Source organism: Methylobacterium planeticum (assembly GCF_008806345.1).
Classification (GTDB): Bacteria; Pseudomonadota; Alphaproteobacteria; order Rhizobiales; family Beijerinckiaceae; genus Methylobacterium; species Methylobacterium planeticum.
Map to the genome: position 1 here is coordinate 209,470 of NZ_VZZJ01000007.1, position 26,285 is coordinate 235,754.

26 protein-coding genes are annotated in these 26,285 nt (G+C 71.0%); 10 read left to right on the forward strand and 16 right to left on the reverse strand.

The features are described 5' to 3' along the window. Positions 1-6: 6 nt before the first annotated feature. Positions 7-1,293: a methyl-accepting chemotaxis protein gene (locus F6X51_RS11205; RefSeq protein ID WP_246696746.1), complete on the reverse strand. Its 1,287-nt coding sequence runs from the start codon at positions 1,291-1,293 to the stop codon at positions 7-9. 245 nt (positions 1,294-1,538) lie between these two features. After that, positions 1,539-4,370, reverse strand: coding sequence for an Rne/Rng family ribonuclease (locus F6X51_RS11210; RefSeq protein WP_150963580.1), 2,832 nt, complete (start codon positions 4,368-4,370; stop codon positions 1,539-1,541). 1,079 nt (positions 4,371-5,449) lie between these two features. On the opposite strand from F6X51_RS11210, the gene F6X51_RS27835 reads away from it, so the two are divergent. Together F6X51_RS27835 and F6X51_RS11215 are read left to right on the forward strand one after the other, a co-directional pair. Next, positions 5,450-5,593, forward strand: coding sequence for a hypothetical protein (locus tag F6X51_RS27835; RefSeq protein WP_191970075.1), 144 nt, complete (start codon positions 5,450-5,452; stop codon positions 5,591-5,593). 132 nt (positions 5,594-5,725) lie between these two features. Further along, a complete protein-coding gene (locus F6X51_RS11215; protein WP_150963582.1) occupies positions 5,726-6,022 on the forward strand; it encodes a hypothetical protein in 297 nt (98 codons plus the stop codon). A 42-nt stretch (positions 6,023-6,064) separates the two neighbouring features. Here F6X51_RS11215 and F6X51_RS11220 read toward each other — a convergent pair whose 3' ends face one another. The 5 genes from F6X51_RS11220 to F6X51_RS11240 form a co-directional block, all read right to left on the reverse strand. Then, positions 6,065-7,303 carry an amidase gene (locus F6X51_RS11220; protein ID WP_150963584.1) on the reverse strand — a complete coding sequence of 413 codons (1,239 nt, stop codon included), beginning with the start codon at positions 7,301-7,303 and terminating at the stop codon, positions 6,065-6,067. A gap of 49 nt (positions 7,304-7,352) precedes the next feature. Further along, the gene (locus F6X51_RS11225) at positions 7,353-8,669 is read right to left on the reverse strand and encodes an amidase (RefSeq protein ID WP_150963586.1); all 1,317 of its coding nucleotides are present in this window, start codon (positions 8,667-8,669) and stop codon (positions 7,353-7,355) included. Between the two features lie 79 nt (positions 8,670-8,748). After that, positions 8,749-9,729: an ABC transporter substrate-binding protein gene (locus F6X51_RS11230; RefSeq protein ID WP_150963588.1), complete on the reverse strand. Its 981-nt coding sequence runs from the start codon at positions 9,727-9,729 to the stop codon at positions 8,749-8,751. 83 nt (positions 9,730-9,812) lie between these two features. Then, entirely contained in the window at positions 9,813-10,688 is an 876-nt protein-coding gene (locus F6X51_RS11235) for an ABC transporter permease (RefSeq protein ID WP_150963590.1), read from the reverse strand. Further along, on the reverse strand, positions 10,688-11,473 hold the full coding sequence (locus tag F6X51_RS11240; protein WP_150963592.1) for an ABC transporter ATP-binding protein: 786 nt from the start codon (positions 11,471-11,473) through the stop codon (positions 10,688-10,690). Before F6X51_RS11240 ends, F6X51_RS11235 begins: the two co-directional genes overlap by 1 nt. A 230-nt stretch (positions 11,474-11,703) precedes the next feature. On the opposite strand from F6X51_RS11240, the gene F6X51_RS11245 reads away from it, so the two are divergent. Both F6X51_RS11245 and F6X51_RS11250 read left to right on the forward strand, forming a co-directional pair. Beyond that, positions 11,704-12,954, forward strand: a complete 1,251-nt coding sequence (locus F6X51_RS11245; protein WP_150963594.1) for a Zn-dependent hydrolase — start codon at positions 11,704-11,706, stop codon at positions 12,952-12,954. 130 nt (positions 12,955-13,084) lie between these two features. Continuing rightward, positions 13,085-13,717: a LysE family translocator gene (locus F6X51_RS11250; RefSeq protein ID WP_150963596.1), complete on the forward strand. Its 633-nt coding sequence runs from the start codon at positions 13,085-13,087 to the stop codon at positions 13,715-13,717. Positions 13,718-13,765: 48 nt separating this feature from the next. Here F6X51_RS11250 and F6X51_RS11255 read toward each other — a convergent pair whose 3' ends face one another. From F6X51_RS11255 to F6X51_RS11270, 4 genes are all read right to left on the reverse strand, one after another. Further along, a complete protein-coding gene (locus tag F6X51_RS11255; RefSeq protein ID WP_150963599.1) occupies positions 13,766-14,935 on the reverse strand; it encodes a TAXI family TRAP transporter solute-binding subunit in 1,170 nt (389 codons plus the stop codon). Between the two features lie 29 nt (positions 14,936-14,964). Further along, entirely contained in the window at positions 14,965-16,191 is a 1,227-nt protein-coding gene (locus tag F6X51_RS11260; protein ID WP_150963600.1) for an SEL1-like repeat protein, read from the reverse strand. A 492-nt stretch (positions 16,192-16,683) separates the two neighbouring features. Further along, positions 16,684-17,163: an MEKHLA domain-containing protein gene (locus F6X51_RS11265; RefSeq protein ID WP_150963602.1), complete on the reverse strand. Its 480-nt coding sequence runs from the start codon at positions 17,161-17,163 to the stop codon at positions 16,684-16,686. 11 nt (positions 17,164-17,174) lie between these two features. Further along, a complete protein-coding gene (locus F6X51_RS11270; RefSeq protein WP_150963604.1) occupies positions 17,175-18,152 on the reverse strand; it encodes a phosphoribosylaminoimidazolesuccinocarboxamide synthase in 978 nt (325 codons plus the stop codon). 375 nt (positions 18,153-18,527) lie between these two features. Here F6X51_RS11270 and F6X51_RS11275 point away from each other — a divergent pair, with 375 nt between their 5' ends. Beyond that, a complete protein-coding gene (locus F6X51_RS11275; RefSeq protein ID WP_150963606.1) occupies positions 18,528-18,848 on the forward strand; it encodes a GYD domain-containing protein in 321 nt (106 codons plus the stop codon). 68 nt (positions 18,849-18,916) lie between these two features. On the opposite strand, the gene F6X51_RS27840 is transcribed toward F6X51_RS11275, so the two are convergent. Together F6X51_RS27840 and F6X51_RS11280 are read right to left on the reverse strand one after the other, a co-directional pair. Further along, complete coding sequence (locus F6X51_RS27840) at positions 18,917-19,093, reverse strand: hypothetical protein (protein ID WP_191970076.1); 177 nt, start codon at positions 19,091-19,093, stop codon at positions 18,917-18,919. A gap of 405 nt (positions 19,094-19,498) precedes the next feature. After that, the gene (locus F6X51_RS11280; RefSeq protein WP_150963608.1) at positions 19,499-20,476 is read right to left on the reverse strand and encodes a LysR family transcriptional regulator; all 978 of its coding nucleotides are present in this window, start codon (positions 20,474-20,476) and stop codon (positions 19,499-19,501) included. A gap of 207 nt (positions 20,477-20,683) precedes the next feature. On the opposite strand from F6X51_RS11280, the gene leuC reads away from it, so the two are divergent. From leuC to F6X51_RS11295, 3 genes are read left to right on the forward strand one after another with little or no spacing between them, the layout of a single operon-like run. Beyond that, positions 20,684-22,114, forward strand: a complete 1,431-nt coding sequence (leuC, locus tag F6X51_RS11285) for a 3-isopropylmalate dehydratase large subunit (protein ID WP_150963610.1) — start codon at positions 20,684-20,686, stop codon at positions 22,112-22,114. 2 nt (positions 22,115-22,116) lie between these two features. Beyond that, entirely contained in the window at positions 22,117-22,725 is a 609-nt protein-coding gene (gene leuD / locus F6X51_RS11290; protein ID WP_150963612.1) for a 3-isopropylmalate dehydratase small subunit, read from the forward strand. A gap of 16 nt (positions 22,726-22,741) precedes the next feature. Beyond that, complete coding sequence (locus F6X51_RS11295) at positions 22,742-23,671, forward strand: alpha/beta fold hydrolase (protein WP_150963614.1); 930 nt, start codon at positions 22,742-22,744, stop codon at positions 23,669-23,671. 7 nt (positions 23,672-23,678) lie between these two features. Here F6X51_RS11295 and F6X51_RS11300 read toward each other — a convergent pair whose 3' ends face one another. Continuing rightward, complete coding sequence (locus F6X51_RS11300) at positions 23,679-23,993, reverse strand: hypothetical protein (RefSeq protein WP_150963616.1); 315 nt, start codon at positions 23,991-23,993, stop codon at positions 23,679-23,681. A gap of 227 nt (positions 23,994-24,220) precedes the next feature. Here F6X51_RS11300 and F6X51_RS11305 point away from each other — a divergent pair, with 227 nt between their 5' ends. Together F6X51_RS11305 and F6X51_RS11310 are read left to right on the forward strand one after the other, a co-directional pair. Next, on the forward strand, positions 24,221-24,676 hold the full coding sequence (locus F6X51_RS11305) for a hypothetical protein (RefSeq protein WP_150963618.1): 456 nt from the start codon (positions 24,221-24,223) through the stop codon (positions 24,674-24,676). A 53-nt stretch (positions 24,677-24,729) separates the two neighbouring features. Continuing rightward, on the forward strand, positions 24,730-25,218 hold the full coding sequence (locus F6X51_RS11310; RefSeq protein ID WP_150963620.1) for a DUF2721 domain-containing protein: 489 nt from the start codon (positions 24,730-24,732) through the stop codon (positions 25,216-25,218). A 46-nt stretch (positions 25,219-25,264) separates the two neighbouring features. Here the strand turns inward: F6X51_RS11310 and F6X51_RS11315 are convergent, their stop codons facing one another. Further along, positions 25,265-25,597: a helix-turn-helix domain-containing protein gene (locus tag F6X51_RS11315; RefSeq protein WP_150963622.1), complete on the reverse strand. Its 333-nt coding sequence runs from the start codon at positions 25,595-25,597 to the stop codon at positions 25,265-25,267. Positions 25,598-25,877: 280 nt separating this feature from the next. After that, entirely contained in the window at positions 25,878-26,075 is a 198-nt protein-coding gene (locus F6X51_RS11320; protein ID WP_150963623.1) for a hypothetical protein, read from the reverse strand. Between the last annotated feature and the right edge of the window lie 210 nt (positions 26,076-26,285).

Here is a 26,285-nt window from a genome sequence, read left to right on the forward strand (position 1 = left end):
GGGGCCTCAGGCGGCCGCGGCGGTGGCCTCGGCGGCTCCGGCGGCGGTCACCGCCTCCGCGAGCTTCGCCTCGAAATCGCGGAAGTTCTGGGTCGCGGAATCCCAGTCGGAGCTGCGCACGCCGGCGACGACCGCGCCGGCATGGCGGCGCGCGGCGTCGAGGACGGCCTGGACGCCGGCCGGAAGCGGGGCTTCCTGGCCGAGGCAGGTCGCCGCCTCCTCGCTCGCCGCGTCGAGGCCGACGAGGACGGAGGCGAGGCGGCGGCGCCAGGACGCGCAATCGGCCGGCAACCGGGCGAGGCGGGCGCCGACGGACCCGGCGCCCTCGCCCGCGAGCATCTGACGGCTCATGGCCTCGAGGGTGATGAGGCTGCCGATCGCATCCGCGATCTCGCCGCGGGATTTCTCGGTCCCGTTGGCGATCCGGGTGACGTTCGAGGAGATCTCGCTCGTCGCCAGGATCTGCTGGTCCATGATCTCGGCCATCGCCCGCATCTCGGCCGCCGCCGCCGCCACGGAGGCGCTCTCGGCCTCGACGCGGGCATTGGCGCGCGCCATCACGTCGGAGCCCGCCGAGACCGCGGCCCGGCTCTGGTCCACGGCCGCCTGCATCGCCGAGAGCTCGCCCTGGAGCGTCGAGAGGCGGGCGCGGATCTCCTCCGTCGCCCTGGCGGTCTGCGCCGAGAGGGCCTTCACCTCGCCGGCCACGACCGCGAAGCCCCGCCCCGCCTCGCCGGCACGCGCCGCCTCGATGGTGGCGTTCAGCGCCAGCAGGTTCGTCTGCGCCGAGATCGCCGCGATGGCGCTCGCCATCTCCTCGATCCGGCGCGCGGCCGAGGCGAAGCCGTCGAGGCAGCCGCCGATCTCGGCGGTGCGCGCCTCGATGACCTGCATCCGGTCGCCGGCCAGACGCATGTCGTGCGCGCATTCGGCGATGCCGGCACGCGCCCGCTCGGCGGTCTCGGCCGAGGTCTGCGAGCGTGCGGCGATCTCGCTCGTCGCGGCGGCGACCTCCTCGCTCGCCGCCGCGATCAGGCGGGCCTGGTCGGCGACCTGGGATGCGTCGTGGGTGATCCAGCCGATCGAGGTCCCGGCCTCCGAGGCCGCCGCGGATAGGCTCGCCTGACGCCGGATCGCACCGAGATCGGCGCCGGCCGGAGCCGGCACGGCGACCGCTTCGACGACCGGCGCGGCGATCGCGGGGGCGATGTCCACCGGGATCGGTTCCGCCAGGGCTGATCTGCGGAAGAAGCTCAGCATGGTGTCGCGCGTCCCGAGACTGGATCCGCGCATTCCGCTCATGAAATGTTCAATCGACCGTTAAGGACGGGATCGGCTCGGGGCTCGACCGAAACCGGGCCGTCGAGGCCAGTCCGTGACGACCGAAGTGTCTTCAACGCGATAACGAATTCACGCTCGCACAGGATTCGCGCTCTTTTGCGTCGCAAAGACCGGGCGCCGAATCCTGCCAAGACCGAATTCGTCGCTCCCTCCCGGGTCCGGGAGGGAGCGAGACGACCGGCCTGCGTGCTCGCGACTCAATCGCCGGTCAGCGCAGCCTTGGTCCGCGACCACCAGCCGGCCCGCTTCGGGCGGTCCGGATCGGAGGGCGGCGTCAGCACCACCGCGACCGGCTCGGGCGTCGGCACCACGGGCGCGGTGGGCTCGACGGTCGGTGCCTCTGAGGCCGGATCGGCGACCGGCAGGTCGATCGCCGTCTCGCGCGGGGCGGCTTCCTCGATCGCCGCGATCGCTTCCGCGCTCACCGGCTCCTCCGCCGACAGCGTCGCGATCTCGGCGGCATCGCCCCGAGGCTCGCCATCGCCCTCGGACGGAGCAGCGTCCTCGCGGCCGCGCCCCTCGGAGCGCCCGCGTCCGCCGCGGCGGCCGCGGCGGCGGCGGCGGCCGCCTTCCTCATCGGTTTCCCGCGGAGCCTCCGCGGCCGGCTCGCTCACGCTCTCGTCGGCAGGCGCCTCGGCGGCCACCGCGTCCTCGGCATCCTCGTCGGCCTCACCGGATTCCGCGTGACGCTCGTCGTCGCCGCCCTCGGTGCGGCCGCCGCGCCGGCGACGGCGCCGGCGACGGCGACGCTGGCCCTCGGCCTCGCCCTCGCCGTCCTCGCGCGGGTCGGCGCGGGCCTCGGCCTCCTCCGGCTCGACCTCCTCGGCGGTCCCCTCGATCAGGTCCTCTTCCTCGATCTCGTCCTCGACCTCCATGGCCGGCGAGATCGCGACGGCGCGGATTCCCGTGACCGGACCTTCGGCGCGCTGCGCCGGCTCGCCTCGGTCGAGCTGGTAGGCGGTGGTGGCGATCAGGCGCTCGTCGGCCGCGATGGTCACGGTGACGCCGAAGCGGACCTCGAGCTCGTGCAGATGCGCGCGCTTCTGGTTGAGGATGTAGAGCGCCACCTCGGTGCGGGTGCGCAGGATGAGGTTGTGGCTCGACGTCTTGAGGAGCGCCTCCTCGATCGAGCGCAGGATGTGCAGGGCCACCGACGCGGTCGCGCGCACGAACCCCGAGCCGCCGCAATGGGCGCAGGGGATCGAGGAGGATTCGAGCACGCCGGTGCGGATGCGCTGGCGGCTCATCTCGAGCAGGCCGAAGGGCGAGATGCGGCCGACCTGGATGCGGGCGCGGTCGTTCTTCAGGCACTCGTTGAGCTTCTTCTCGACAGCGCGGTTGTTGCGCTTCTCCTCCATGTCGATGAAGTCGATCACGATGAGGCCCGCGAGATCGCGCAGCCGCAGCTGGCGCGCGACCTCCTCGGCGGCCTCGAGGTTCGTCTTGAGCGCGGTGTCCTCGATGTCGTGCTCGCGGGTCGCCCGGCCCGAGTTCACGTCGATGGAGACGAGGGCCTCGGTCGGGTTGATGACGAGGTAGCCGCCCGAGCGCAGGGAGACGTGGGTGGAGAACATCGCGTCGAGCTGCTGCTCGACCCCGTGGCGGGCGAAGATCGGCGTCGGATCGCGGTAGGGCTTCACGACCTTGGACTGCGCCGGCATCAGCATCCGCATGAAGTCCTTGGCCTCGCGATAGGCGTCCTCGCCCGAGACGAGCACCTCCTCGAGATCCTTGTTGTAGAGGTCGCGGATGGCGCGCTTGATCAGCGAGCCCTCCTCGTAGACCAGCGCCGGCGCGGTCGAGGACAGGGTCAGCTCGCGCACGCTCTCCCAGAGCCGCATCAGGTACTCGAAGTCGCGCTTGATCTCGGGCTTCGTGCGCGAGGCGCCGGCGGTGCGCAGGATGACGCCCATCCCGTCCGGCACCTCCAGGTCCTGGGCGACTTCCTTGAGGCGCTTGCGGTCGGCCGCGCTGGTGATCTTGCGGGAGATGCCGCCGCCACGCCCGGTATTGGGCATCAGCACGGAGTAGCGCCCGGCGAGCGACAGGTAGGTGGTCAGCGCGGCGCCCTTAGTGCCGCGCTCCTCCTTGACCACCTGCACGAGAATGATCTGACGACGCTTGATCACCTCTTGGATCTTGTAGTGGCGCCGGTAGGTCCGGGGCCGCTCGGGGATCTCGGCCAGCGCGTCGCCGTTGCCGCCGACCTGCTCGATCTCCTCCTCGTCGTCCGAATCCTCGTCGTCGTCGGAATCGTCGTCCTCGTCGGAATCCTCGTCGTCCTCCGCGTCGTCGCCCGAATCCTCGTCCTGCTCGTCCGCCTCGGCGGCGGGGACTTCCCTGGCCTCGACGGGCGCGTCCGCCGCGTCGGCTGCCTGAGCCGGCACGCTCTCGGGATGCCCCTCGGCGACGGGCTCGGGGGCCTCGCTCTCCGGTGAAGCCTCGGCCTGGGCCTGATCCCCGGCAGGACGCGCGTCCTCGCTCCGTTGATCGTGCGCCTCGTCGGGCGCGGCCTCGCCCTCCGGGGAAGGACCCGCGAGGGCGGCGTCCAGCACGGCGTCCGGCAGGTCGGCGGAGGCGTCGCTGCCTGGCGCGATGGCGTGATCCGCCTCCCCGCCCTCGACGCCGTCCTCGGCGCTCACCGAATCCGTGTTGCGCGCCGCGGCGGGCTCGGCCCGGCGCCCGCGCGAGCGGCGCGACGAGCGGCGGCGCTCCTCGCGCTCGCGGTGCTCCTCGGCGTCGCGCGCCTCGTCCTCCAGCAGGGCCTGCCGGTCGGCGAGCGGGATCTGGTAATAGTCCGGATGGATCTCGTTGAAGGCGAGGAAGCCGTGCCGGTTGCCGCCGTACTCGACGAAGGCCGCCTGGAGCGAGGGCTCCACGCGGGTGACCTTGGCGAGGTAGATGTTGCCGCGGAGCTGGCGCCTGTTGGCGGCCTCGAAGTCGAATTCCTCGACCCTAGACCCGTGAACCGTGACGACCCGGGTCTCTTCCGGGTGCATCGCATCGATGAGCATCTTGTTGTTGGCCATGACGAACTTTCGACATGGCGGCCGACGTCGCTCTCCTCAGGCCGAGCTGTCCCGGTGGAGCGTCTCCCGGCCCGCGGGCCGTCCTGAGAAACACTCGCGCCGGCCTCGTCACCGAGGCCGTGGGGGCTGTTGGGAAGGGATTGCCGTCAACCGCCGTACGGCGCCGGTCTTCGGCGCGCCTGGGGTTGAACATGGCCAGGGGGAAGGGCGAACCGGCGCGACGCAGGACGCGCGCGCTTGCGGCACGAGCAACGGCAACCGGTGCTGTGCGTCCGCCCATTCCTTGCCTGACCTCACGAAACCATCTCGGCCGGACATACCGGCCGCGAATTCGAAAACGGGTGTGGCGAGGACAAATCCGCCACGCTTGCCGACACCCGCCCGGCCTTGAAAGAGATCCGACGATCGCTGCGGAGAACCGACTGCGACGGCGCGTCGGAGCGAGGAAGGCTCCGGTATGCCCGCGGGCCGCGAAGTGGACCGCCGGGACCGGGAAGGGGTCGGTATCATTACAGATCGTCGCAGGGATTTGGCAAGGGCGGTGACGCCGGCGCGGCGCGCGCGCGTCCGTTTCCCCGGCAAATCCCCGGATCAGACCTATTCGAAGGGGCTGCGCCAGGCCGGTGCGCGGCGCGTCGCCGGATCGCCGGCGCAGTGCTCCGCGGCGACGGTTTGCCAGGCGGCCGCCCCCGGGGCCGTGCGAGACCTGCGCGGCGACCGCGGTCAGCGCGAGGCCGAGCGTGGTCGCGAGGGCTGCCGGCACCAGAAGCCTGTTCATGAGCCGAAACCTTCCGAGGAGCGCGGTCTCCGTCGGATCCCCGAGACCGTGTCTGCCTGCCCCGACTTGCATGTGGGTCGGCCGCCCGGCGCCGGGCGTGCCGTTTGGCGCCTCCCCGCGCGCCCGGTGGCGCACTGTCGGCATCGCCGCCTCGGTACGCTTCCGGGCCTCCATCGCCACAGCCCCAGAAATGCCCCGAAGATCAGTGCAGCCCTGGGGTCAGATCGATCGAAGGCGGGCGTTCCGGCACCGTGCGGGTGAGCCCGCGCGGAGTGGCCCCCTCCCTGCAACAGCGCCTGCCATGCATCCGCTCGCCCATGTTCTGGTCTGGTCCGGCGTCCTCGGCTTCATCGGGATGGTGGGATACGCCTCGACCGGCGGCCCCGTCTGGATGCTCGTCGCCCTGATGCTCGCCGGGATCGCGCTGCTGATCCGCTGGCACTAGCGGGGGATATGCTGCCTGTGCCCCAGCCCGCTTGATGCACGTTTACGTTGTGAAATTTCCGTGATCGATAGCATTTTGACGCGACATTAATCACTCCCGGTTCAGGTTGAAGATCTGTTCCGGGGTTGCCTCATGAGCATGTATTATTCCGTCACGAAAACTCAGAAGGCGGATCAGCCGCTCAACGGAATCGATGAATTGGTCGGGCGCATACGGCAATTGGTGCGTCATCGTGGATACGAGCGGGACAAGATCGTCAGTGCCATGCTGCGGCGTTACCTGCCCAATATGGGCGGTGCCGGGTGGAATGGCGAGGCGTCACTTCGGCAGGTCCTGACGCAGGCGAAGCTCGACCAGAAATCGATTGATCATCTCAGCGCCAACGTCGTGGGCGAGATTCATATGGCCCACGAACGCCTGGCCGGTTGAGCGCGACGCCGGCGCCCCCCGGCGCCGGCGCTCGAGCCGCCGTCAGGCCAGCGCGCGCTCGAGGAAGTGGGCCGCCGCGAGGGCCCGGCCGTCGTCCCCGAAGGCCGCGATGATCTGCACGCCGAGCGGGGGCCCGCCGCCGGGCATCGGGACGTTGACGCAGGGCACGCCCATCAGCGTCCACAGGCGGTTGAACCGGGAATCCCCCGTCGAGGCGTATCCCTCGGGGGCATGGCCCGGCGCGGACAGGGTCAGGATCACGTCGAACGCCTCCGCGCCGAAGACCGCCTTCAGGCTGCGCCGCGCCGCGTGCGTGATCCGCCGGGCCGCATCGTAGGCCGCCGGCTCGATGCCCTGCGCGGCGGCGAGATGCGCCTTCAGGAGCGGCGGCAGGGCGTCGCGCCGGTTGTCGTATTCCCAGGCGAGCGCCTGCGCCGCCTCGAAATCCTGGATCGTCCCGTGCTCCGCGAAGGCTGCCGTCACGGCGGATGGGAGGGCTGCGTCGCGCACCACGGCGCCGGCCGCCTCCGCGGCCCGGGCCGCGCGGCCGAGCGCCTCGAGGGCGTCCGCCTCCGCCGGATCGCAGAAATCGGGGATGAGCAGGCCGATCCGGGGCGCCGCCGGCGCGCCCGCCGGCAGGTCGATCGCCGGCCGCCCGGACATCAGCGCGAGGGCGTGGGCCGCGTCCGGGACGCTCGCGGTGAAGATCCCGAGGGTGTCGAGGGTCCAGGAGAAGCACTTGACCCCAAGGGTCGGGAGCAGCCGGAAGGACGGTTTCACCCCGACGACGCCACAATAGGCCGCCGGACGGATCACCGATCCGCCGGTCTGGGTGCCGAGGGCGAGCGGCAGCATCCCGGCCGCCACCGCGGCGGCGGATCCGGCCGAGGAGCCCCCCGGGGTCCGCCCCGGCGCGCGGGGATTGCGGGTCGCGGTGGGGTCGAGGAAGGCGAAGGGCGTCGTCGTGGTCTTGGCGAGCGGCACGGCGCCGAGCCGGCGCAGCCGCGCCACCGCGGCGGCATCGGTCTTCGGCTGCCAGCCGTCGTAGATCGACGAGCCGAGCTGCGTCGGCAGGTCGGCGGTGTCGATGACGTCCTTGACGCCGACCGCGATGCCCGCGAGGGGGCCGTGGACCGGCACCACGGGGTTCGGGGCGAGGCTCACCACGGCGGCAACCTCGGGCTCGCGGGCCGCGATGGCTTCGCGCGCCAGCGCGACCGCGCCTTCGGGAGTGAGCGCGCCGGCCTCGATGCGTCGACGCAGGGACAGGAGTGAGAGCATGGGCTTCGGGTTCTGTGGCGGGTGAGGGAAGGGCGTGCGCCGGGAAGCGTCAGACGCGATTATGCGGGAAGCGCTGCGGCCGCGACAGGGCCGCCTCGCACCAGAGTGCCGTCCGCAGCAGCCGCAGGTCGGCGCGGTAGGGGGCCACCAGCTGGATCCCGAGGGGCAGCCCGTCCGGGGTCTCGGAGGCCGGCAGGGTGATGGCCGGCACGCCGAGGCAGGTCCAGGGCACGCAGAAGGCCGGGTCGCCCGTGAAGGCCAGTCCCTCCGGCGCAGGGCCCGAGGCCGGCAGCGTCAGGATCGCGTCGAAGCCGTCGAGCACCGGACCGAGCTGCGCCCGCAGGGCGGATTGCAGCCGCAGGGCGTCCACATACGGGATGGCCGAGAGCGCGGCGCCCTCCCGTACGAGATCCTTCAGGACCGGGCTGGTCCTGTCGGGGAACCGCGCCACGAGGGGCGCGAAGGTGGCGCCCGCCTCGGCCGCCAGGATGGTGCGTGCCGCGCGCGGGAGCGCCTCGAAGGCCTCGGGCAGGACGAGTTCCTCCACCCGGCCGCCGGCCGCCCTGAACCGGCGGACCGCCGCCTCGACCAGGTCCCGCTGCTCGGTTTCGGCCTCGTCCCAGAGCGCGCCGCGCAGGAGCGCGAGGCGCGGCGCGGGCAGGGGCTCGAGGCCGGCCTCCGGATCGACCGTGAACGGAGGCAGCGGTCGGCCATGGCGGTCACCGTCGTCCCGGGCCGCGAGCCAGGACAGGGCGTAGGCCGCATCCGCCACCGAACGGGTGAACAGCCCGACGTGGTCGAGGGATCCGGCGAGCGGGTGGACGCCCACCCGCGGGATGGCGCCGAAGCTCGGCTTCAGGCCGACGACGCCGCAAAAGGCGGCGGGGCGGATCACGGATCCGAAGGTCTGGCTGCCGAGCGCCAGCGGCACGAGGCCGGCCGCGACGGCCGCCGCCGAGCCGCTCGAGGAGCCGCCCGGCGTGTGACCCTGCCGCCAGGGATTGTGGGTCGGGCCCGGATGGCGCCAGGCGAACTCGGTCGTCACGGTCTTGCCGAGGATGGAGGCCCCGAGGGTGCGGAGCCGCGCCACCACCCAGGCATCCGCCGCCGGGACATGGTCCGCGAACGCGGCCGAGCCGCTGGCGGTCGGCATGTCGGCGGTCGCGATGATGTCCTTGATCCCGACCGGGATGCCGCCGAAGGGCCCCGTGCCGGCGCGCAGGGTCGAGGCCAGGTGCGTGAAGGCGCGCAGGCCCGGGTCGCGGGCCCGGGCCGCGTCGAGGCAGGCGGTCAGGTAGGCGTCGGGGGTCGTCTCGCCGCAGCGGAAGGCGCGCAGTGCCGCGACGAGGCCGAGGTGATGCAGCATCGTTGGGATCGATCCGTGAAACAGGTCTGGCTCGCGGCCCCGGCCCCGCGCGGACGATGCTGCGCGGGGCCGGATCGCGTCAGTTCGCCGAGAGCGTCTTCTCGATGAATTCGCGGCGGACGAAGGTCGCGTAGTCGGGCTGTGCCGCGAGGTTGCCGAGCGCGACCTGCGTCTCCATGCCGACCCGCAGGGCCTCCGGCGAGATATCGACGCTCTCGGGGTAGACCTTCTCGGCGATCATGCGCTTGACCGCGCTCTCCACCACGGCCGGGTCGAGGCTCGGGAACTCGCGCTTGGCGATGGTGACCGTCTTGTCGGGATTGGCCTGCATGAAGCGGATGGCCATCTGCATGCCGTTCACCACCTTCTGGGCGAGGACCGGGTCGACGTCCTTGCGGGCGCTCACCGAGGAGAAGGCGTAGGGGCCGTAGAGCTTGGGAAAGCCGAGGACGACCTTCATGCCCTTGGCGACGACCTGATCGAGGCCCGGCTCGTACATCACCGCGACCTTGGCCTGGCCGGCGAGGAACGGCCCCGGCTCGGAGCCGATCTGGACCTGCGTGATGTCGACGTCGCTCTGCTTCAGGCCGTTCTCCTTGAGGAGCTTCAGGAACAGCGAGGTGCTCGTCGTCGGCATCAGGCCCGAGACGATCTTCTGGCCTTTCAGGCTCTGCACGTCCTTGTAGTCGAAGTCCGGCGCCGTCGCGATCCAGACCGCCGCGCCGTTGACGACGTTCGCCACGATGTTGACGGGCGCGCCCTTCGACGCCGCGATCGCGGTCCATTCCGGACCGTGGATCGAGAACTGCGCGCTCTTCGAGATGACGGCGGAGAGCGCCACGTTCGGGGCGCCCGCCGTCTCCTTCGTGACGTCGATCCCCTCCTTCTCGAACATGCCCTCGCCGATGGCGACGTAGAAGGGCAGGTAGAGCATCGACTGGAAGGCCTGGGAGATCGTGACCTTCTGGCCGGCTTGCGCCGGCAGGATCGTGAGGCCGGCGAGCCAGAGGGCCGCGAGGGGGCGGAGGCGCTTGGCGAGGGACGGGCGGCTGGGCGTCATGGGCTTGTGCAGGGTCCTTGTGACACGTGGGAAGAGAGCCGGCCCGCATGGGCGGACCGGTTGGGAGCGCCGGAGAGCGAGCGCTAGACCTGGACCTGGCCGGCGGTGCTGACCTGCCGCCAGGGCAGGATGCGGCGCTCGGCGAAGTCGATCAGGTGGTAGAGGACGAAGCCGACGAACATCAGCACGAACAGCCCGACCCAGACCGTGTTGAGGTCGTAGAGGGACGAGGCCGTGTAGATGAGGTGGCCGAGGCCGCGCTGGGACGAGATGAACTCGCCGACCACCGCGCCCACGAGGGCGAAGCCGATATTGATCCGAAACATCCCGATGATCGCCGGCAGCGTCGACGGCACGATGACGCTGCGGAAGATCCGGTTCTTGGTCGCGCCCATGGAGGCGAGGAGCGCCTGGAGATCGGGATCGGCGTCGCGCGCCGCCTGGTAGGCCGCGATCAGCGCCACCAGGGCGGTGAGCGAGACCGCGAGCGCCACCTTCGAGATGAAGCCGGTGCCGAACCACAGAATGATGATCGGCGCCAGCGCGATCTTCGGAACCGAGTTGATGGCGACGATGAACGGCTCGACGAGGCGAGCGATGAAGACCGAGTACCAGAGGCCGAGCCCGGCGAGGGACCCGAGGGCCGTGCCGATGACGAAGCCGAGGATCGCCTCGATCAAGGTGTACCAGGTGTCCACCGGCAGAGACCCGTCGGCCATCGCGGCGGCGAAGACGCGCCAGATCCCCGTGGGCGCGCCGACCAGGAACTCGGTGAGCCATCCGGCACGCACCGCGACCTCCCAGGCGGCGAAGAAGGCCGCGACGGCGAGCGCCTGGATCAGGCCGCGGCCGACCATGGTGTCGGCGGCCCGCGCGAGGGCCCCGGGCTTCCGCCGGACCGGTGCCGCCTGGGCGGACATCTTGGCGGCGGCCGCGTTCTTCAGGGCGTGCGACGTCATCAGGCGGCCCTCGCGCGGGTCTGGATGTCGAGTTCTCCGCAGAGCGTGTGGAAGTACTCGGCGAAGCGCGGGTCGCTGCGGGCGCCGACCGGCGAGCGGGCGTCGAGCCCGATATCGTGCACCGCCTTCACCTTGGTCGGCCGGTTTCCCAGGACCACGACCCGCTTCGAGAGCGCGACGGCCTCGTCGATGTCGTGGGTGACGAGGACCACGGTCTTGTTGAAGGTCTCGACCGCGTCGAGCAGCACCCCCTCGAGGTAGAGGCGGGTCTGGTAGTCCAGGGCCGAGAAGGGCTCGTCGAGGAGCAGGATGTCCGGGTCCATGATCAGGGTTCGGATCAGCGCCGTCCGCTGGCGCATGCCCCCCGAGAGGGTCTTCGGATAGGCGTTCTCGAAGCCCGACAGGCCGAAGGTCGAGAGGTACTCGCGCGCCGTGTCGAGGGCCTCGCCCTGCGCCACGCCCTTCATCTCGAGGCCGAGCATGACGTTCTGCAGGACCGTGCGCCAGGGAAACAGCAGGTCCTTCTGCATCATGTAGCCGACGCGTCCGCGCAGGCCCGGCACGATCTCGCCGCGGAACATCATCGTGCCCCCGTCGGGCTCGAGCAGCCCGGCGATGACGTTGAACACCGTCGTCTTGCCGCAGCCGCTCGGGCCGATGATGCTGACGAAATCGCGCTCGTAGATATCGAAAGTGAGCCCGTCGAGCACTGGCACGGGGCCGGCTTTGCCCGGGAAGGACTTGCGGATGCCGCGTAGGCTGAGTTGGACCTTGGGCGCCGTCATGTGCACTCCGTTGATGGCGGCACGACCCTGGCAAGCATCGGGCCACGGTGCATACAAGATACGGTCGAGCCATGCTTGGCAGCGATTCCACGAGCCCCATCGGCGGATGTTTTCCCCGAAGCATGCGTTTTCGGTATGGCTCTTGCCAGTTCGCGCGGGACGGTGCGGCGCCTCCGCGGCCCGGTCACGCGCGGCTCCGCCCTCCGCGCCCTTCAGAAGAAAGGAACCCGATGACAACCACGACGCACAACCTGCGGGTGGACGGACCACGCCTGTGGTCGACGATTCTGGAGACCGCGGCGTTCGGGGCGACGCCCGCGGGCGGCCTCAACCGCCTGACGCTCTCCCCCGAGGACGGTCAGGTCCGCGACTGGTTCCGTGATGCCTGCGTGGCGGCGGGCCTCGAGGTCGGGGTCGATGCCCTCGGGACGCAGTTCGCCCTGCGGCGCGGGCGCGACTTGAGCCGGCCGCCGATCGCCTGCGGCTCGCATCTCGACACGCAGCCGACGGGGGGGCGCTTCGACGGCATCCTCGGGACTCTCGCGGGGCTCGAGGTGATGCGCGCGCTGAACGATGCCGGGATCGAGACCGAGGCGCCGCTTCTCGTGGTCAACTGGACGAACGAGGAGGGCTCGCGCTACGCCCCGGCCATGATGGCCTCGGCGGCTTATGCCGGCGAGTTCACTACCGAGGACATCCTCGGGCGGCGCGACGCCGCCGGGATCAGCGTCGGCGAGGCCCTCGACGCCATCGGCTACCGCGGCGAGGAGGCGGTCGGCGCCCGCCGGATCGGCCGCTTCGTCGAGCTGCATATCGAGCAGGGGCCGATCCTGGAGGCGGAGGGCAAGACCATCGGGGTGGTGGAGGGCGGCCAGGGCATCGCCTGGTTCGACGGGACCATCATGGGCTTCGAGAGCCATGCCGGCACGACGCCGATGCCGCGTCGGCGCGACGCCCTCCTCGGGCTCGCCGAGATCGCTCTCGCGGTCGAGGCGGTCGCCGAGGCGCACGGGCCGAGCGCGGTGGCGACGATCGGCGAGGCTGCGATCGGCGCACCCTCGCGCAACGTCGTGCCGGGGCAGGTGCGCTTCACCCTGGACCTGCGCGACCCGGCATCCGCGACCCTCGACGCCGCCGAGGCCGAAATCCGGACCCGCATCGACGCGATCGCCGGGCGGCGGCGCCTCAGCGTCGCGCTCACCCGGATCTGGCGGAAGGAGCCGGTACCGTTCGATCCGGCAGTCGTCGGCGCGGTCGAGGCCGCCGCCGGCGCGCTCGGCCTGTCCCACCGGCGCATGGTCTCGGGGGCCGGCCACGACGCCTGCAACCTCGCCGCCACGGTGCCGACCGCGATGATCTTCGTGCCCTGCCGCGACGGCGTCAGCCACAACGAGTCGGAATCCGCCACGCAGGGGGATTGCACCGCGGGCGCCAACGTCCTCCTGCACACGCTGCTGGCGCTGGCGAACGCCCCGGCCTGAGCCCGCCCGGTCGTCCGGGCGGCGTCCTCGGCTTGACGCGGCCGTCGCAACCGGGACAGGCTCGGGGCTGCCCGGCTTTCAGGTCGGATTGCATGCAATTCGGGCATCACTGCCCAGACCGGAAGCCCCCATGCCCACGGCCGCCAGCCTCGTCGCCTTCGCGCTGATCTCCCTCGGGATGGTGCTGACGCCCGGCCCGAACATGATCTACCTCGTCTCGCGCTCCATCGCACAGGGGCGGCGGGCGGGGCTGATCTCCCTCGCCGGCGTGGCGCTCGGCTTCGTCTTCTACATGGTCAGCGCCGCCCTCGGGATCACGGCGCTGCTCCTCGCCGTGCCCTTCGCGTACGACGCGCTCCGGTTCGGAGGCGCGCTCTATCTCCTCTACCTCGCCTGGCAGGCCGTCCGCCCCGGCGGGCGCTCGCCCTTCCAGGTGCGGGACCTGCAGCCCGACCGGCCCGGGCGCCTGTTCACCATGGGGTTCGTGACGAACCTCCTGAACCCGAAGATCGCCGTGATGTATCTCTCGCTGCTGCCGCAATTCCTCGATCCGGAGCGCGGCAGCATCTTCGGCCAGTCCCTGATCCTCGGCTCGACCCAGATCGTGATCAGCGTCGGCGTCAACGCGGTGATCGCTGTCCTGGCGGGCTCGATCGCGGCTGTCCTCGCCGGGCGCCCGGCCTGGCTCGTGCTGCAGCGCTGGCTGATGGGCACGGTCCTGGCCGGCCTCGCGGTCCGCATGGCCACGGAGGCCCGTCGCTAGGCTTCCGGACCGGCCCCGTGCCGGCGCGGGGGAGCGGTCAGGGCAGTGTCATGGCCGCGACGCGCTCAAGGTCCGTGGGCCTGGCCCAGGTGCACCCGTGCGCGCCTGACGCCATTTCAGGTAGGCCTTGTAGACCTGCTCGCGGTCGGCGGCCCGGCCCGGGGGCTGCTCGTCGAGGAACTGTTCGAGCTCGGATTGCGAGGCGACGTCCTGCCCGCGGTGGCTGTCGAGCCATTCCTGGGCCGGGCGGAACCGGGTCCAGCCGGTGACCGAGGCCGCGAGGTTGACCTCCCGCCACTTCGCGTGCCGCTGCGGCGCCAGGAACTTGTCGTACTGGGTGAAGAAGGCGTTCACGAAGCGGGTGAGCTTGTTGTAGCGCTCCGAGCCCTTGGGATGGTTGTAGACGCCCAGCACCGTGCCCACCGCCAGGGTCTCGACCGTTTCGCCGCCCCGCACCAGCTTCGGGTAGTCCGCCGCCGTCAGCGAGGCCGGCACATAGGCCTCGCTCAGGGTGTCGGGGTAGGGGGTCTTGACGAGGTGGAAGCGCTCGCCCGGATCGAAGCCGGCCAGGACCGAGACGGGCTTGGCCGCGACCGAGACCACCGCGGCGACCTCGCCCTTGCGCAGCATCTCGAGGGCGGTCGGCTGGTCGACGTTGACGGCCTCGACCGCGACGCCGAGGCCGTGGAACATGGCGCGCCCGCTATAATCGGTGCCGCTGCCCTTGACGTCGAAGGTGACGCGCTTGCCGGCGAGCTCGCGCACGTCCTGGACCGCGTTGGGGGCGATGACGTGCAACTCGTCGTTGAACAGCTTGGCAATGTACTGGATGCGCTGGTCGATGTCCTTGAGGCGCTTGTCCTGACGCAACTGCTCGAGGGTGTCGGTGCGCACGAAGCCGAGGTCGACGCCCTTGAGGAAGCGCAGGTCGTAGGCGTTCTCGCCCGCGCCCTTGCCGAGGATGGGCAGGATCCGCAGCTTGTCGCCGTCGTCGAGGACGAAGGCGAGGTCGGCGCCGATGCGGAAATAGGTGCCGCCGGGCGTGCCGGTGATCACCGAGACCGTGTTGGCGTTCATCCGCTCGCCGAGCACCGCCTCGGTGGCCGCCGGCGCCGCCTCGGCTTCGGGGGCCTGGGGTTTCTCGCGGGCCCCGGCCCCGGCCGCTCCGAAGAGGAGCGCCAGACCAGCCAGGGCGGACATCGTCGCGTGCCTCGACATCTTCCAGGTACTCCAGTTTCGCGTGGGGCTCAGCGCTGAACTTCGGCGAGGGGCTTCGCCTCGCGCAGGCCCTCCTGGGCCGCCTTGGCGTAGAGGGCGCGGGCCCGGTCCGGGTCGGGCCGCAGGCCCTGGACGTTCCAGACCCGCAGCATGCGGGGGTCGCAGGTCTGCGCGAGGAGGAAGGTGGCCCGAGGATCGCCCCGGTCGGCGGCTCGTTCGAGGACGAGGCGGGCCCCGCTGATGTCTCCGGTCCGGATCAGCCGCTCGGCTCGCGCGACCAGCGCCTTGCCGTCCGGTTCGGCGCTGCGGACCGGAGCCGCGACGGCCGCGACCGCGGGGACGGCCGGCGTGGCAGCAGGGGGCGCGGCGGCGGGGGTCGCGGCGGCAGGGGTCGCGGCGGCAGGCGTCGCGGTGGGCATCACGGGGGCGGATGGTGCCGCGGGCCGAGATGCGGCGGGCGGCGTGATTGCGGGCGCCACGGCGGCGGGGGCGGCGAGCGAGGCCGACGGCTGGGCCCCGGCCGGGCGGGGCGCGGCGGCGCGGGGCGCCGGCTCGCGGACGAGATTCGCCGGCGCCTCCGGGATGAACACCTCGGCGGTGAGGGCCGCCCCCCGCGGCTTCGGAATGTCGACGGGCGCCGGCACCTGCCTCGGCGCGGGTGCCGGCGGAAGCGCGGCCGGAACCGGCCGGATCGCCTCGCGCGCTGCCGCCTTGTCCAGGCGTTCGGGGCGCGGCGCGGCGTCCCGGGGGGCGGACGTCGCATCGAGGACGAAGGTCGAGCGCGTAAAATTCATCGGCTCGCCGTTCTCGGGGCGCGAGACCGCGACCACCGCGAGGGTGTAGGAGCCCGCCTGCGCCGGAGACAGCGTGACGGCGAGCTGCGGCAGGTCCCAGTCGGTCACGTCGATCACGGCCTTCTCGTCTGCGGCCGTCACCGCGTGGTCGGCGTCGGAGAGGCGCGCGCCCTTCGGGAGACCGAGCAGGTAGGTGCTGGCGACGGACCGTCCCGGCCGGGCATCGATCCGCAGCGCCAGGGGAATCGCGTCCCCGGTGACGCCGGAGACGTTCTGCGCCGTGATGAGGGACGTCGGTGTCGGCGGAAATGCGGCCTCGCTCGGATCGTCGTCCGTCAGAGAGGCGACCCGGTCGCGTCCCGGCTCCTCCGCAAGGGCCGCGACCGGCACCGCGAGGCAGGCGGCCAGGATGGGGAGCGAGATCCGCAGACGGCGGCGTTCGGGCGTCCTCAAGCTCGGCATGAGTGCGTCTCCCGACTGTGATTGATGGACCGTGCGGGGCCCGCCCGGTCGGTCTCCTTCAGTCGGCTGAACGGCTTATCTCAGCCATTGCATAAGTGGAGTTGTCATGCCTCATCGGGATGAGTTGACGCGGCGCATCCGGATTAGTGGTGGAACGCCGATCCGTGTTCCGCCTGCCGGTCGCGCGCCGGCCTTCCGGATTCCCCGGTCCAATCCCGATCCGGGCAAGGGGATGCTCCCGACAGACTGGCTTATGATGGGTTCGACCAGCAACGGAAGCCCGCATCGGCTCGATCTCGACCCGCCACCCCGGGTTCTGCGCTGATCGAGAGCCTGATCGTCCCCGGCGAGGGCGCGCACCCGATCGGGACGATCGCGGCGCCGATGCAGAGCGCGCAGGCCGATCGGTTCCGGACACGGCGGCTCGGTTCTCGCAAGTTCTCCAGGGCGCGATTCCGACAGGCAGTGCCGCGCCGACGGAGCGGTCCGGGATCAGGCGGCGCGCCAATGCGCGAAAGTCGCGGCCTGTCCGCGGACGCGGCCGGCGCGGTCGATCACCTGCCAGACCACGCCGTCCTCGATCCAGAACCGGTCGCCGCTGCGGGCGATGCGCAGGCCGTGATAGCCGGTCGCGAAGCCGTCGCGGGCGACCGCATCGAGGAGCGCCTGCCGCTCGGCGCGGTTCGGCGCCTCCGCGGAGAGCCGCGACGGCAGCGCGGTGATCGCCGCCCAATCATAGCCGAAGCACGCCTGCGCGGTCCGGTTGGCGTAGATGAAGCGTGGGTCCGGGCTGGTGTCGTGCGCCAGGACCGCGAAGGGGGCCTCCCGGTAGAGCCAGGCCGCGTCCCAGCCCGGCGGCACGAGCGGGCGCCCGACGAGGCGGGCATGGCTCCCGGTCAAGAGGGCGAAGAAGTCCGGATCGACCGACAGATCGGCGGCGCTGCGGTCCGGGCTCGTGCCGCCGGGGTTCATGCCGCCCGGATTCATGCCGCCAGATAGGCCGCGAGGTTGCGGCGGATGCGCTCGAGGGGCGCCTCGTCCCGGTCGGGCAGCACGAAAGGCTTCCCCGTGATGGTCTCGAAGGCGCGGATATAGACCGACGCGGTCTCGAGCACGATCTCGGACGGGATCGGCGGAATTGGGTCGCGGTAGGGATCGCAGCGCGCCGCCACCCAGTTGCGCACAAAGTCCTTGTCGAAGCTCTCAGGGGCCGTGCCCTGCTCGAAGCGCTCGGGGTAGCTCGCGGCGAACCAGTAGCGGCTGCTGTCGGGGGTGTGGATCTCGTCCGCGAGCACGATGCGGCCCTGCGGGTCGGTGCCGAACTCGTACTTGGTGTCGGCCAGGATGAGGCCGCGCTCCGCCGCGAGCGCCTGCCCGCGGGCGAAGAGCGCGAGGGCGGTCTCGGAGACGCTGCGCCACTGCTCCGCCGTCAGCAGCCCCTGGGACAGGATCGCATCGGCGGTCAGCGGCTCGTCGTGGGCGCCGTCCATCGCCTTGGTGGTCGGCGTGATGATCGGCGCGGCCAGGATTTCGTTCGGGCGCATCCCGTCCGGCAGGGTATGGCCGTACATCGTGCGGGCGCCGGCCTTGTACTGGGTCAGGATCGAGGTGGCGGTGGAGCCGGCGAGGTAGCCCCGCACCACGATCTCCACCGGCAGGATGGCGAGGTGCCGCCCCACCACCACGTTCGGGTCCGGATAGGCGAGGACGTGGTTCGGGCAGATGTCCCGGGTCGCCTCGAACCAGTATCGGGCGGTCTGGGTCAGGACCTGCCCCTTGAAGGGAATCGCGGCCAGGATCTGATCGAAGGCGCTGAGGCGGTCGCTGCTGATCAGGATGCGGCGCCCATCGGCGAGGTCGTAATTGTCCCGGACCTTGCCGCGGTAATGGTTCGGCAGTTCCGGCAGGCTCGCCTCCTCCAGCACCAGACCGGCGTAGGGGGTGAGATCGGCGGTATCCATCGGGGCACTCCGTCGAGCCGCAGAGACTTCGCCCCTCCTATGCGCGATCCGGGCCGGGATCGCGAGCCGGGATTTCGCGCGCGACGCCTGCGCGACCGCCTCAGGATCCGCGACGGACGGCGTCGCCGGTTCACCGCTGCGACGGGCGGCAACGATACCGCCCCTCCTGCTTTCCGTTCCATGCCTCTACGTGATGACCCGCTCACTGAAGGACTTCGAAACAATATCGCGAAGCTTGGGGTTTGTTATTCCGATGGGACCGTACCGAAGCTTGTCGTCATGCATACGCGGAGATGCATTGAAAGAGCGTCTGGATTGCGAAATCTACTTGTGAGATGATGCCGAATGGCAAAGCCTCGTCTGTGGAGGCACACGATGACGACCTACATCATGTTGGCGAATTGGACGGACCAGGGCGCGCGTACCGCCTCGGATTCACCGCGCCGGCTCGATGCCGCCAAGGCGCTTCTCGCCCAGATGGGCGGAGCCTTCCGGCAATTCTTCCTGACGCTCGGCCCCTACGATGTGATTGCCGTCTACGAGGCGCCCGACGATGCGGTGGCGGCGCGCTTCAACCTGCAACTCGGGATGCTGGGGAACATCCGGACCCAGACCCTGAAGGCCTTCCCGGAAGGCGCCTATCGGGAAATCGTTCAAACCCTCGGCTACGAGGATCCGCCGCGCTGGCGCGCCTGACCCGCGCGTCATCCCCGCGACCGGTCAGACCGATGCGCTCGGAACCTGTGGATCGTGCGCCGATGGCCTCAGACGCGGCGCGAATGCTCGGGATCGCGCTCAGGGGCCAAGCTGGACGACTCTCGCGCTGCCCGGAGATCGTCGACGATCTCTGTGATGAAGTGCTGAAACGACACCAGCGAGAATAGAGCGATGCCGAAGACCAGAACAGCGGAAACGAGGGTCTTGGCGGTGAACACGTCCACGGGAGTAGTCCTAGAAATCGTCGCCGATCATCCGGCGACACCCCATATGTGCGCCCTGTGAGCACGCCTTGCCACCCGGCGCCGCGGGCATCAGCCATGCGGGATCGCAGGCGCGCGACGTGCGCCGGCACACGGAAATCTCCGATCGGCCCGAGCCGGGTTGCGGATCGGTCATGAATGGTTAAGCTTGGCCCACGCCGCTGCGCCGGCGCCGACCGAAGGATCTCATGGCCTCGATCAAAATCAAACCGACCCACGACGGGACGTACACCATCTATCGGAATGGTGGAGCCGTCAGTAGCGGCTTGACGCGAGCACAAGCTGATCAGCTTGCCGCAGTTCTCAGAACTCTCGAGAACAAGATCTAAGCTCAAAACGCATACACGAAATCATACGGCATGGCGCTCAGTTCTCAGACTGGCTGCCATGCTGATCGCGAAGGCTGGGCCCGCCGAACGATCCTTGCGCGTCCGCCTCGTTCCGTTGGGCGATGGCGCCCCAGAGCCTCTCCGCCGGCGGACTCTGGCGCGGCCGAGGGCGAAACAGCCGGATCTCGATCGGGATGTCTTCGTCCGGGGGCCCCGCCCGCACCAGCGAGCCGCGCTCAAGGTCTGCGGATACGAGGCTCATCGGCGCCCAGGCGACCCCGCGCGCGTCGCGCGCCATGGCGACCAGAACCGAGGCCAGGTGCGAGGTGAAGGCGATGCGGAGACCGCCTGCACCGTCGATCCGTGGGCGCGCGCCCGTCAGGATGCGCCCCAGCCCCGATTCCTCGCTGAACGCCAGAAGAGGAACGGGCTCCGCCGGGTTTCCCGGCAGGGTGAAGCGCGGCGACGATCCGTGGGGCTGCGGTGCGCTCACGAGGAGCAAACGGTCCGCCCCGAGCACCAGTGAGCGGAACTGCTCCGTCAGCAGCAGGTTCGCCGCCCGCGGGTGGTGGTGGCAGAGGAGGAATTGCGCCTCGCCCCGCAGCATCATCTGCTCGCAGGCGCTCATATGGGCGGCGGTCAGATGGATCGTGGCCTCGAGGGGGTCGGCGGCCTCGATCGCACGCAGCCATGTCGGGAAGAAGGTCAGCGACAAGGCCTGCGTCGCCGCGAAGCGCAGGGTCGCGGCGGCGCTCCGGCCGGCCTCGCGCGCGGCCTCCCGGCCCTGGAACAGGCGCCGCAGGGTTTCCTCCGCCACCGGTCGGAAGCGCTCGCCGGCCGCGGTCAGGGCGACGGGCTGGCAGTCCCGGTCGAAGAGCGTTGCGCCGATCCAGTCCTCGAGGGCGCGGATGCGGCGGCTGAAGGCCGGCTGGGTGATGTTGCGCTGCTCAGCGGCCCTGGAGAAGTGCCCGCAATCGATCAGGGCCAGGAAATCCTCGAGCCACGCCGCGTCCATCGCTTCCCGGTCTCTCGCGCGGACGCGCCGCGACCTGCCTGCCCGCGAGGATGCGGAACACCGGCGCGGCGGTCAACGCGCCGGACGCGGACGCCGCCTCCGGCCATCGGCATCGATGCATGCCGGATCGGCATTGGCCCCGGCCTCGGCGATGCGCTTCACTGCCCGGCATCCAAATCCGGCGCTTGAGGCAAGGTCCGACCCGAGATGCAGCCCCGCACGCTCTACGACAAGATCGTCGACGCCCACACCGTCCGCCGCCTCGACGACCGTACCGGACCCGGCGCCGAGATCCTCCTCTACGTCGATCGAACGGTGCTGAACGAGTACACCAGCCCGCAGGCCTTCAGCGGGCTGCGCGCGAGGGGGCGGCCGGTCTGGCGTCCCTCGGCGGCCCTCGGGATCGTCGATCACGTCAATCCGACCGCGGCCGCGCGCGTCGCCGCGATGCCCGATCCCGGAGCGGCGCGGCAGGTGGCCTATTTCGCGGAGAACTGCCGCGACTTCGGCATCGAGCTGCTGGATGTGCTTCATCCGCTCCAGGGGATCGAGCACGTCGTCGCCCCGGAGCTCGGCTTCGTCCTGCCCGGCATGGTGATCGGTGCCGGCGACAGCCACACGACCACCTACGGGGCGCTGGGCGCGCTCGGCTTCGGCATCGGCACGTCGGACATCGAGCATTACCTCGCGACCCAGACCCTAATGTACCGCCGCCAGCGCACGATGCGGGTGACCCTCGACGGGACTCTCCCGGCCGGCGTCACCAGCAAGGACGTGGTGATGGACCTGATCCGCAGGATCGGTGCCGACGGGGCGGCCGGCTTCGCGGTCGAGTTCGCCGGGGATGGCATCGCGGCCCTGCCGGTCGAGGCCCGCATGACGATCTGCAACATGGCGGTGGAGTGCGGCGCCCGCGGCGTCGTCATGGCGCCGGACGCCGCCGTGCTGGCCTACCTGGGGGACAAGCCGCGCGCGCCGGCCGGCGCCCTGTGGGAGGCGGCGACCGCGCGCTGGCGCACGCTGCAGAGCGACCCGGACGCCGTCTTCGATCGCGAGGTGCACCTGTCGGCGGCGGACATCGAGCCGATGATCACCTGGGGCACGAGCCCGGATCAGGCCGGGCCGATCGGCGGCCGCGTGCCGGACCCGGGCGCCGAGCCGGATCCGGGCCGCCGCCGCGATCTGGCGCGGGCGATCGCCTACATGGACCTCACCCCCGGCCTCGCCCTCGCGGCCATCCCGATCCAGCGTGCCTTCATCGGATCCTGCACCAACGCGCGCCTGTCCGATCTGCGGGAGGCGGCGACCGTCCTGCGCGGGCGCCGCATCGCCGAAGGGGTGCGGGGCATGGTGGTGCCGGGCTCGTCGAGCGTCCGTCGCGCCGCGGAGGCGGAGGGCCTCGATCGCATCTTCATCCAAGCCGGATTCGAGTGGCGCCAGTCCGGGTGCTCCCTCTGCCTCGCGATGAACGATGATGTGTTGGCGCCCGGTGAGCGCTGCGCGTCGAGCACGAACCGGAATTTCGAGGGACGCCAGGGTGCGGGCGGGCGGACGCACCTGATGAGCCCCGCCATGGTCGCCGCCGCCGCCATCGCCGGCCATCTCACCGACGTCCGCCATCTCGGCACGGAGGCCTGATCATGCAGCCCTTCACGCGCGTCACCGGCCCTGCCGCCTCCCTTCCGGGCGCCAATATCGACACCGACGTCATCATGCCGAAGCAGTTCCTGAGGGGCATCGACCGGGCGGGCCTCGGCGACGGCGTCTTCTTCGACCTGCGCTTCACCCGGCCGGGCGAGCCCCGGCCGGACTTCGTCCTCAACCGGCCGGAATGGACCGGGGCGCGCTTCCTCGTCGTCGGACCGAATTTCGGCTGCGGCTCCTCGCGCGAGCACGCGGTCTGGGGCCTTCTCCAGCTCGGCATTCGCGCCATCATCGGCACGAGCTTCGCGGGCATCTTCGCGGACAACGCCGCCAATAACGGGCTTCTCCTCGTCACCCTCGGGCCCGAAGCCGTCGCCTGCCTCGCGCAGGCAGCCGCCGATCCGGCCCGCAATCACCTCACGGTCGACCTGCCCCCAGAGGTCATCCTCCCCCAGGACGGTCCCGAGATCCGGTTCGAGATCCAGCCGCTGCGCAAGGCGGCCCTGGTCCGCGGCCTCGACGCGATCGGGACCACCCTCGATCAGGCGGAGGCGATCCGTTCCTTCGAGGCGGCCCACCTCGCCACGAACCCCTGGCTGGCCTGAGCACGGACGCGGACCGATGACGACGCCACCCTTCGAGCCTGATCCGAGCACCTTCCTGCCGGGCTTCACGATCTCCGATCTCCGGGTCGGCAACCCGCCCGTCCGGATCCGGACGGCCGTGTCACCGCACGGGGACGGCGTTCCGGTCCTCCTCCTGCACGGCCATCCGCAGACGCACGCGACGTGGCACGCGGTTGCGCCCGTGCTCGTCGCCGGGGGGCACCCCGTCGTCGCCATGGATCTGCGGGGGTACGGCGACAGCGAGAAGCCGGCCTCTGCCGCCGACCACGCGCCCTACTCGAAGCGAGCGATGGCCGCCGACGCACGCGCCGTCATGGAGCGCCTCGGCTATCCCCGATTCGCCGTCGTCGGCCACGATCGCGGAGGGCGGGTCGCGCATCGCCTCGTTCTCGATCATCCGGAGGTCGTGGCGCGGCTCGCGGTCCTCGACATCGCCCCGACCCTGACGATGTACGAGCGCACCGACCGAGCCTTCGCGACGCGCTACTTCTGGTGGTTCTTCCTGATCCAGCCGGAGCCCCTGCCCGAGCGCATGATCGGGGCGGATCCGGAGGCCTACCTGCGCCATCACCTGAGGGGACAGAGCGCGACGCCCGGCATCCCGGAGGAGCGGCTGATCCGCGAGTATCTGCGCGCCTACCGGAGCGAGGGCGCGATCCACGCGATCTGCGAGGATTATCGCGCGGCGGCCGGGATCGATCTCGAGCACGACCGGCAGGATGACGCGGCGGGGCGACGGATCCGGGTGCCGCTCCTCGCCCTCTGGGGCGAAAGGGGCACGGTCGGCGCGCTCTACGACGTGCTGGCCACGTGGCGCGCCAAGGCGGATCGCGTCGAGGGGGCCGCACTCCCCTGCGGACACCTCGTCCAGGAGGAGGCTCCGGACGACGTCCTGGCACGCCTCCTTCCGTTCCTGCGCGGGTGAGGGGTCCTCAGCAGCCGCTGCAGATGCTCGTTCCCGCACCGCCGGCGCGGATCGACCCGCGACCGCCCGTGCCCTGGTGCGTGCCACGCCTCGGCACCACGGGCGCGTAGAGGCCGGGGACCGGTTGGGCCTGGGCATCGCGCTGGTTCAGCATCCGGAGCGTGTTGAAGTCGGTCGTCTGCTGCTGCTGGAAGGACCGCGCCTGTCCCTGCGCGGCGAGCGAATCGTTGATGCTGTTGAGGTTCGAACTCGGCAGCCCTTGAGCCAGGACCGGGGCGGCGAGGCCGAGAAGGGCGAGGCCGCTGAGGGATGTCGCGCGCATGGCGGAAACTCGCAAGGTCGGGTGGCCTGCCACCGCTTGGGAACGACGCGGCAGGCCAGGCGTGGTTGCGGAAGGGCATCTCGATGCCGGGACGCCCCACGGTTGCACCGCGTGAGAATTCGTACCATCCTCCGGTCTCGTGACAAGGCTTGCTGGACCCCGGGCGCCGCGCGCCTGACCTCCCGACTGGCCGGCCTGTCCGTCGGCCCGAGGGAGCGAGTGGTTCCATGCGTGTGTGTCCTGGCCGTCTCATCCCGGCAGCCGTGGCCGTCGCCCTTCTGGCGACCTGGATGGGCGAGGCCGCGGCCGGCTGCACCCGCCGCGTCACGAACCGCTCCGCCTACACGCTCCTCGTCAGCCAGGACGGGGCACCGGTTCTGCGCGTCGGTCCGGGACGCTCCGCCCCGATCCGCATGATGCGCCCGGGGCGCCTCGACCTGACCGCGACCTGCGGGCCCGGAGGCGGGACGCCGCCCGTCGCATCGATCAGCCTCGATTATGAGGCGGTGCTCGATCGCTGCTTCATCCGCATCGGCGACGGCCTGTTCGAGCCCCAGCTCGGCCCCGGCTTCATCGGGGTGCGCGACGTCTCCCCCTTCGCCGTCAACAATCCGAACCAGGGTGATGTGGTGCTCGGCCCGGTCGGCGCCTCCAGCTGCCCGGTCCTCAGCCGCGGCGGCTGACGGCGACGCGCGATCGATGCTACGGGCCGGCGGCCTGAACTCCGAGGGCCGTCATGCTCCCCAATGCCGCCAGCGCCGGCCCGCTCGAGAGCGTCGCGCATATCATCCAGGTCGCGCTGGCGCCCGCGTTCCTGCTGTCGGCCTTGGCGACGCTGCTGAACGTGTTCTCGACCCGGCTCGCCCGCGTGGCCGACAAGGTCGACGCGACGGCTGTGCGCCTCGACGACGCCGACCCGGCGGAGGCGGCGCACCTCTCGCGCTACCTCACCTACCTGCGGCGGCGGTCCTTCATCCTCGACGGGGCGGTGGTTCTGGCCTCCCTCGGCGCGGTGATGACCGGGATCTCGGTCCTGACGCTGTTCCTGGGAGCGTTGCGCGACGCCACCATCGCGAGCGTGCTGTTCGGCTGTTTCGGGATCGCGCTCGTCTGCACCATCGGGGCCATCGGCGCGTTCCTGACCGAGATCCTGGTGGCGGGGCGGGGCGTGCGTGTCGAGGTAGCGCGCGGGCAGGATCAGGCCGCGAGCCGCAAGGCGCGCTGAGGCGGCAGGCGATCCGCCCGGGCGTCTCGGGAGGGGAATGCCGGGATCAGCCGGCCTTCGCCGTGGCGATCTCGGATTGCTGGGCGCCGTCGAACAGGATGTCGAAGGTCACCGGATCGTAATAGCGCATCAGGTTGCGGACGAACGGGCGGGGCTCCACCCCGAGGGCGTCGGCCCAGGTCCGGTAACGGTCGGGCGGGATCCGGCCGCGGCCCGTCTCGATCTGCGAGACGAAGGTGTAGAACTCGGCGCCGATCAGGCCCGCGAGCTGCCGCTGCGACAGGCCCCGCGCTTCGCGCAACTCCCGCAGGTAGCGGCCACCCTCACGCCGCAACTCCTGGACCTCATCCGAGGCCAACTTCGTCTGATGCGCATACATGGAACCGCACGCTGAAGCCCACGACGCCACCTGCGCCGCCCGAGATGAAGTGTGACTCTTATACTTTACGGCGGACAGTGTCTACGCAGAACACCGCGCCGGGAGGCCAGTACCGAACTGTACCGATCGGTTGCGTTCGATCGTCAGCGTGTTGCATTCGAAATTTTTACTACGCAGGGACGCTATTCGGCCGATCCGGGATGCGCGTTTTGTATTCAAATTGTGCATCGGGCGCCGATTTGTGCAGCTGGCATGCCAGCAACCCTGAGGCGATCCGCGCCTAGCGGTGCGGCTCGTGCGGTGCGAGGGGCACGGCCGGAATCGGGAGGGCGCCGTCCGCCAGGGCGATCAGGGACACGACGAGGCCGAGCGCCGCCGTGTAGGCCACGAGGAAGATGTCGCGGTGGGGCGCGTTCGTGGCGAAGAACAGGATCGCGAAGGGAATGCTCTGGACGGCGAGGGCCATGCCGATCGTCATGGCCGGCCTCCGCGGCGATCGGTGTCCGCGCCTCGCGAACGAACCAAGCAAGCTCTGGTCATGGTGCGGTCGGCTCCGGGCGCGGCGACGGTCTCGATGCCTGACGTCTGCCGGGGCCGGTTTCATCCGTGCGGATCCATACCGCGCCCCGCGGGGATGCGGGGCGCGCGGGGTTGTTCGGGTTTGCGCTAGGCGTGGGCGAGGGCGGCG

What these genes read in the sequence shown, in the direction of transcription:
- F6X51_RS11205 (WP_246696746.1), bottom strand. Translation starts at nt 1,293, where the DNA reads ATGCGCGGATCCAGTCTCGGGACGCGCGACACCATGCTGAGCTTCTTC.
- F6X51_RS11210 (WP_150963580.1), bottom strand. Translation starts at nt 4,370, where the DNA reads ATGGCCAACAACAAGATGCTCATCGATGCGATGCACCCGGAAGAGACC.
- F6X51_RS27835 (WP_191970075.1), top strand. Translation starts at nt 5,450, where the DNA reads ATGCATCCGCTCGCCCATGTTCTGGTCTGGTCCGGCGTCCTCGGCTTC.
- F6X51_RS11215 (WP_150963582.1), top strand. Translation starts at nt 5,726, where the DNA reads ATGAGCATGTATTATTCCGTCACGAAAACTCAGAAGGCGGATCAGCCG.
- F6X51_RS11220 (WP_150963584.1), bottom strand. Translation starts at nt 7,303, where the DNA reads ATGCTCTCACTCCTGTCCCTGCGTCGACGCATCGAGGCCGGCGCGCTC.
- F6X51_RS11225 (WP_150963586.1), bottom strand. Translation starts at nt 8,669, where the DNA reads ATGCTGCATCACCTCGGCCTCGTCGCGGCACTGCGCGCCTTCCGCTGC.
- F6X51_RS11230 (WP_150963588.1), bottom strand. Translation starts at nt 9,729, where the DNA reads ATGACGCCCAGCCGCCCGTCCCTCGCCAAGCGCCTCCGCCCCCTCGCG.
- F6X51_RS11235 (WP_150963590.1), bottom strand. Translation starts at nt 10,688, where the DNA reads ATGACGTCGCACGCCCTGAAGAACGCGGCCGCCGCCAAGATGTCCGCC.
- F6X51_RS11240 (WP_150963592.1), bottom strand. Translation starts at nt 11,473, where the DNA reads ATGACGGCGCCCAAGGTCCAACTCAGCCTACGCGGCATCCGCAAGTCC.
- F6X51_RS11245 (WP_150963594.1), top strand. Translation starts at nt 11,704, where the DNA reads ATGACAACCACGACGCACAACCTGCGGGTGGACGGACCACGCCTGTGG.
- F6X51_RS11250 (WP_150963596.1), top strand. Translation starts at nt 13,085, where the DNA reads ATGCCCACGGCCGCCAGCCTCGTCGCCTTCGCGCTGATCTCCCTCGGG.
- F6X51_RS11255 (WP_150963599.1), bottom strand. Translation starts at nt 14,935, where the DNA reads ATGTCGAGGCACGCGACGATGTCCGCCCTGGCTGGTCTGGCGCTCCTC.
- F6X51_RS11260 (WP_150963600.1), bottom strand. Translation starts at nt 16,191, where the DNA reads ATGCCGAGCTTGAGGACGCCCGAACGCCGCCGTCTGCGGATCTCGCTC.
- F6X51_RS11265 (WP_150963602.1), bottom strand. Translation starts at nt 17,163, where the DNA reads ATGAACCCCGGCGGCACGAGCCCGGACCGCAGCGCCGCCGATCTGTCG.
- F6X51_RS11270 (WP_150963604.1), bottom strand. Translation starts at nt 18,152, where the DNA reads ATGGATACCGCCGATCTCACCCCCTACGCCGGTCTGGTGCTGGAGGAG.
- F6X51_RS11275 (WP_150963606.1), top strand. Translation starts at nt 18,528, where the DNA reads ATGACGACCTACATCATGTTGGCGAATTGGACGGACCAGGGCGCGCGT.
- F6X51_RS11280 (WP_150963608.1), bottom strand. Translation starts at nt 20,476, where the DNA reads ATGGACGCGGCGTGGCTCGAGGATTTCCTGGCCCTGATCGATTGCGGG.
- leuC (WP_150963610.1), top strand. Translation starts at nt 20,684, where the DNA reads ATGCAGCCCCGCACGCTCTACGACAAGATCGTCGACGCCCACACCGTC.
- leuD (WP_150963612.1), top strand. Translation starts at nt 22,117, where the DNA reads ATGCAGCCCTTCACGCGCGTCACCGGCCCTGCCGCCTCCCTTCCGGGC.
- F6X51_RS11295 (WP_150963614.1), top strand. Translation starts at nt 22,742, where the DNA reads ATGACGACGCCACCCTTCGAGCCTGATCCGAGCACCTTCCTGCCGGGC.
- F6X51_RS11300 (WP_150963616.1), bottom strand. Translation starts at nt 23,993, where the DNA reads ATGCGCGCGACATCCCTCAGCGGCCTCGCCCTTCTCGGCCTCGCCGCC.
- F6X51_RS11305 (WP_150963618.1), top strand. Translation starts at nt 24,221, where the DNA reads ATGCGTGTGTGTCCTGGCCGTCTCATCCCGGCAGCCGTGGCCGTCGCC.
- F6X51_RS11310 (WP_150963620.1), top strand. Translation starts at nt 24,730, where the DNA reads ATGCTCCCCAATGCCGCCAGCGCCGGCCCGCTCGAGAGCGTCGCGCAT.
- F6X51_RS11315 (WP_150963622.1), bottom strand. Translation starts at nt 25,597, where the DNA reads ATGTATGCGCATCAGACGAAGTTGGCCTCGGATGAGGTCCAGGAGTTG.
- F6X51_RS11320 (WP_150963623.1), bottom strand. Translation starts at nt 26,075, where the DNA reads ATGACGATCGGCATGGCCCTCGCCGTCCAGAGCATTCCCTTCGCGATC.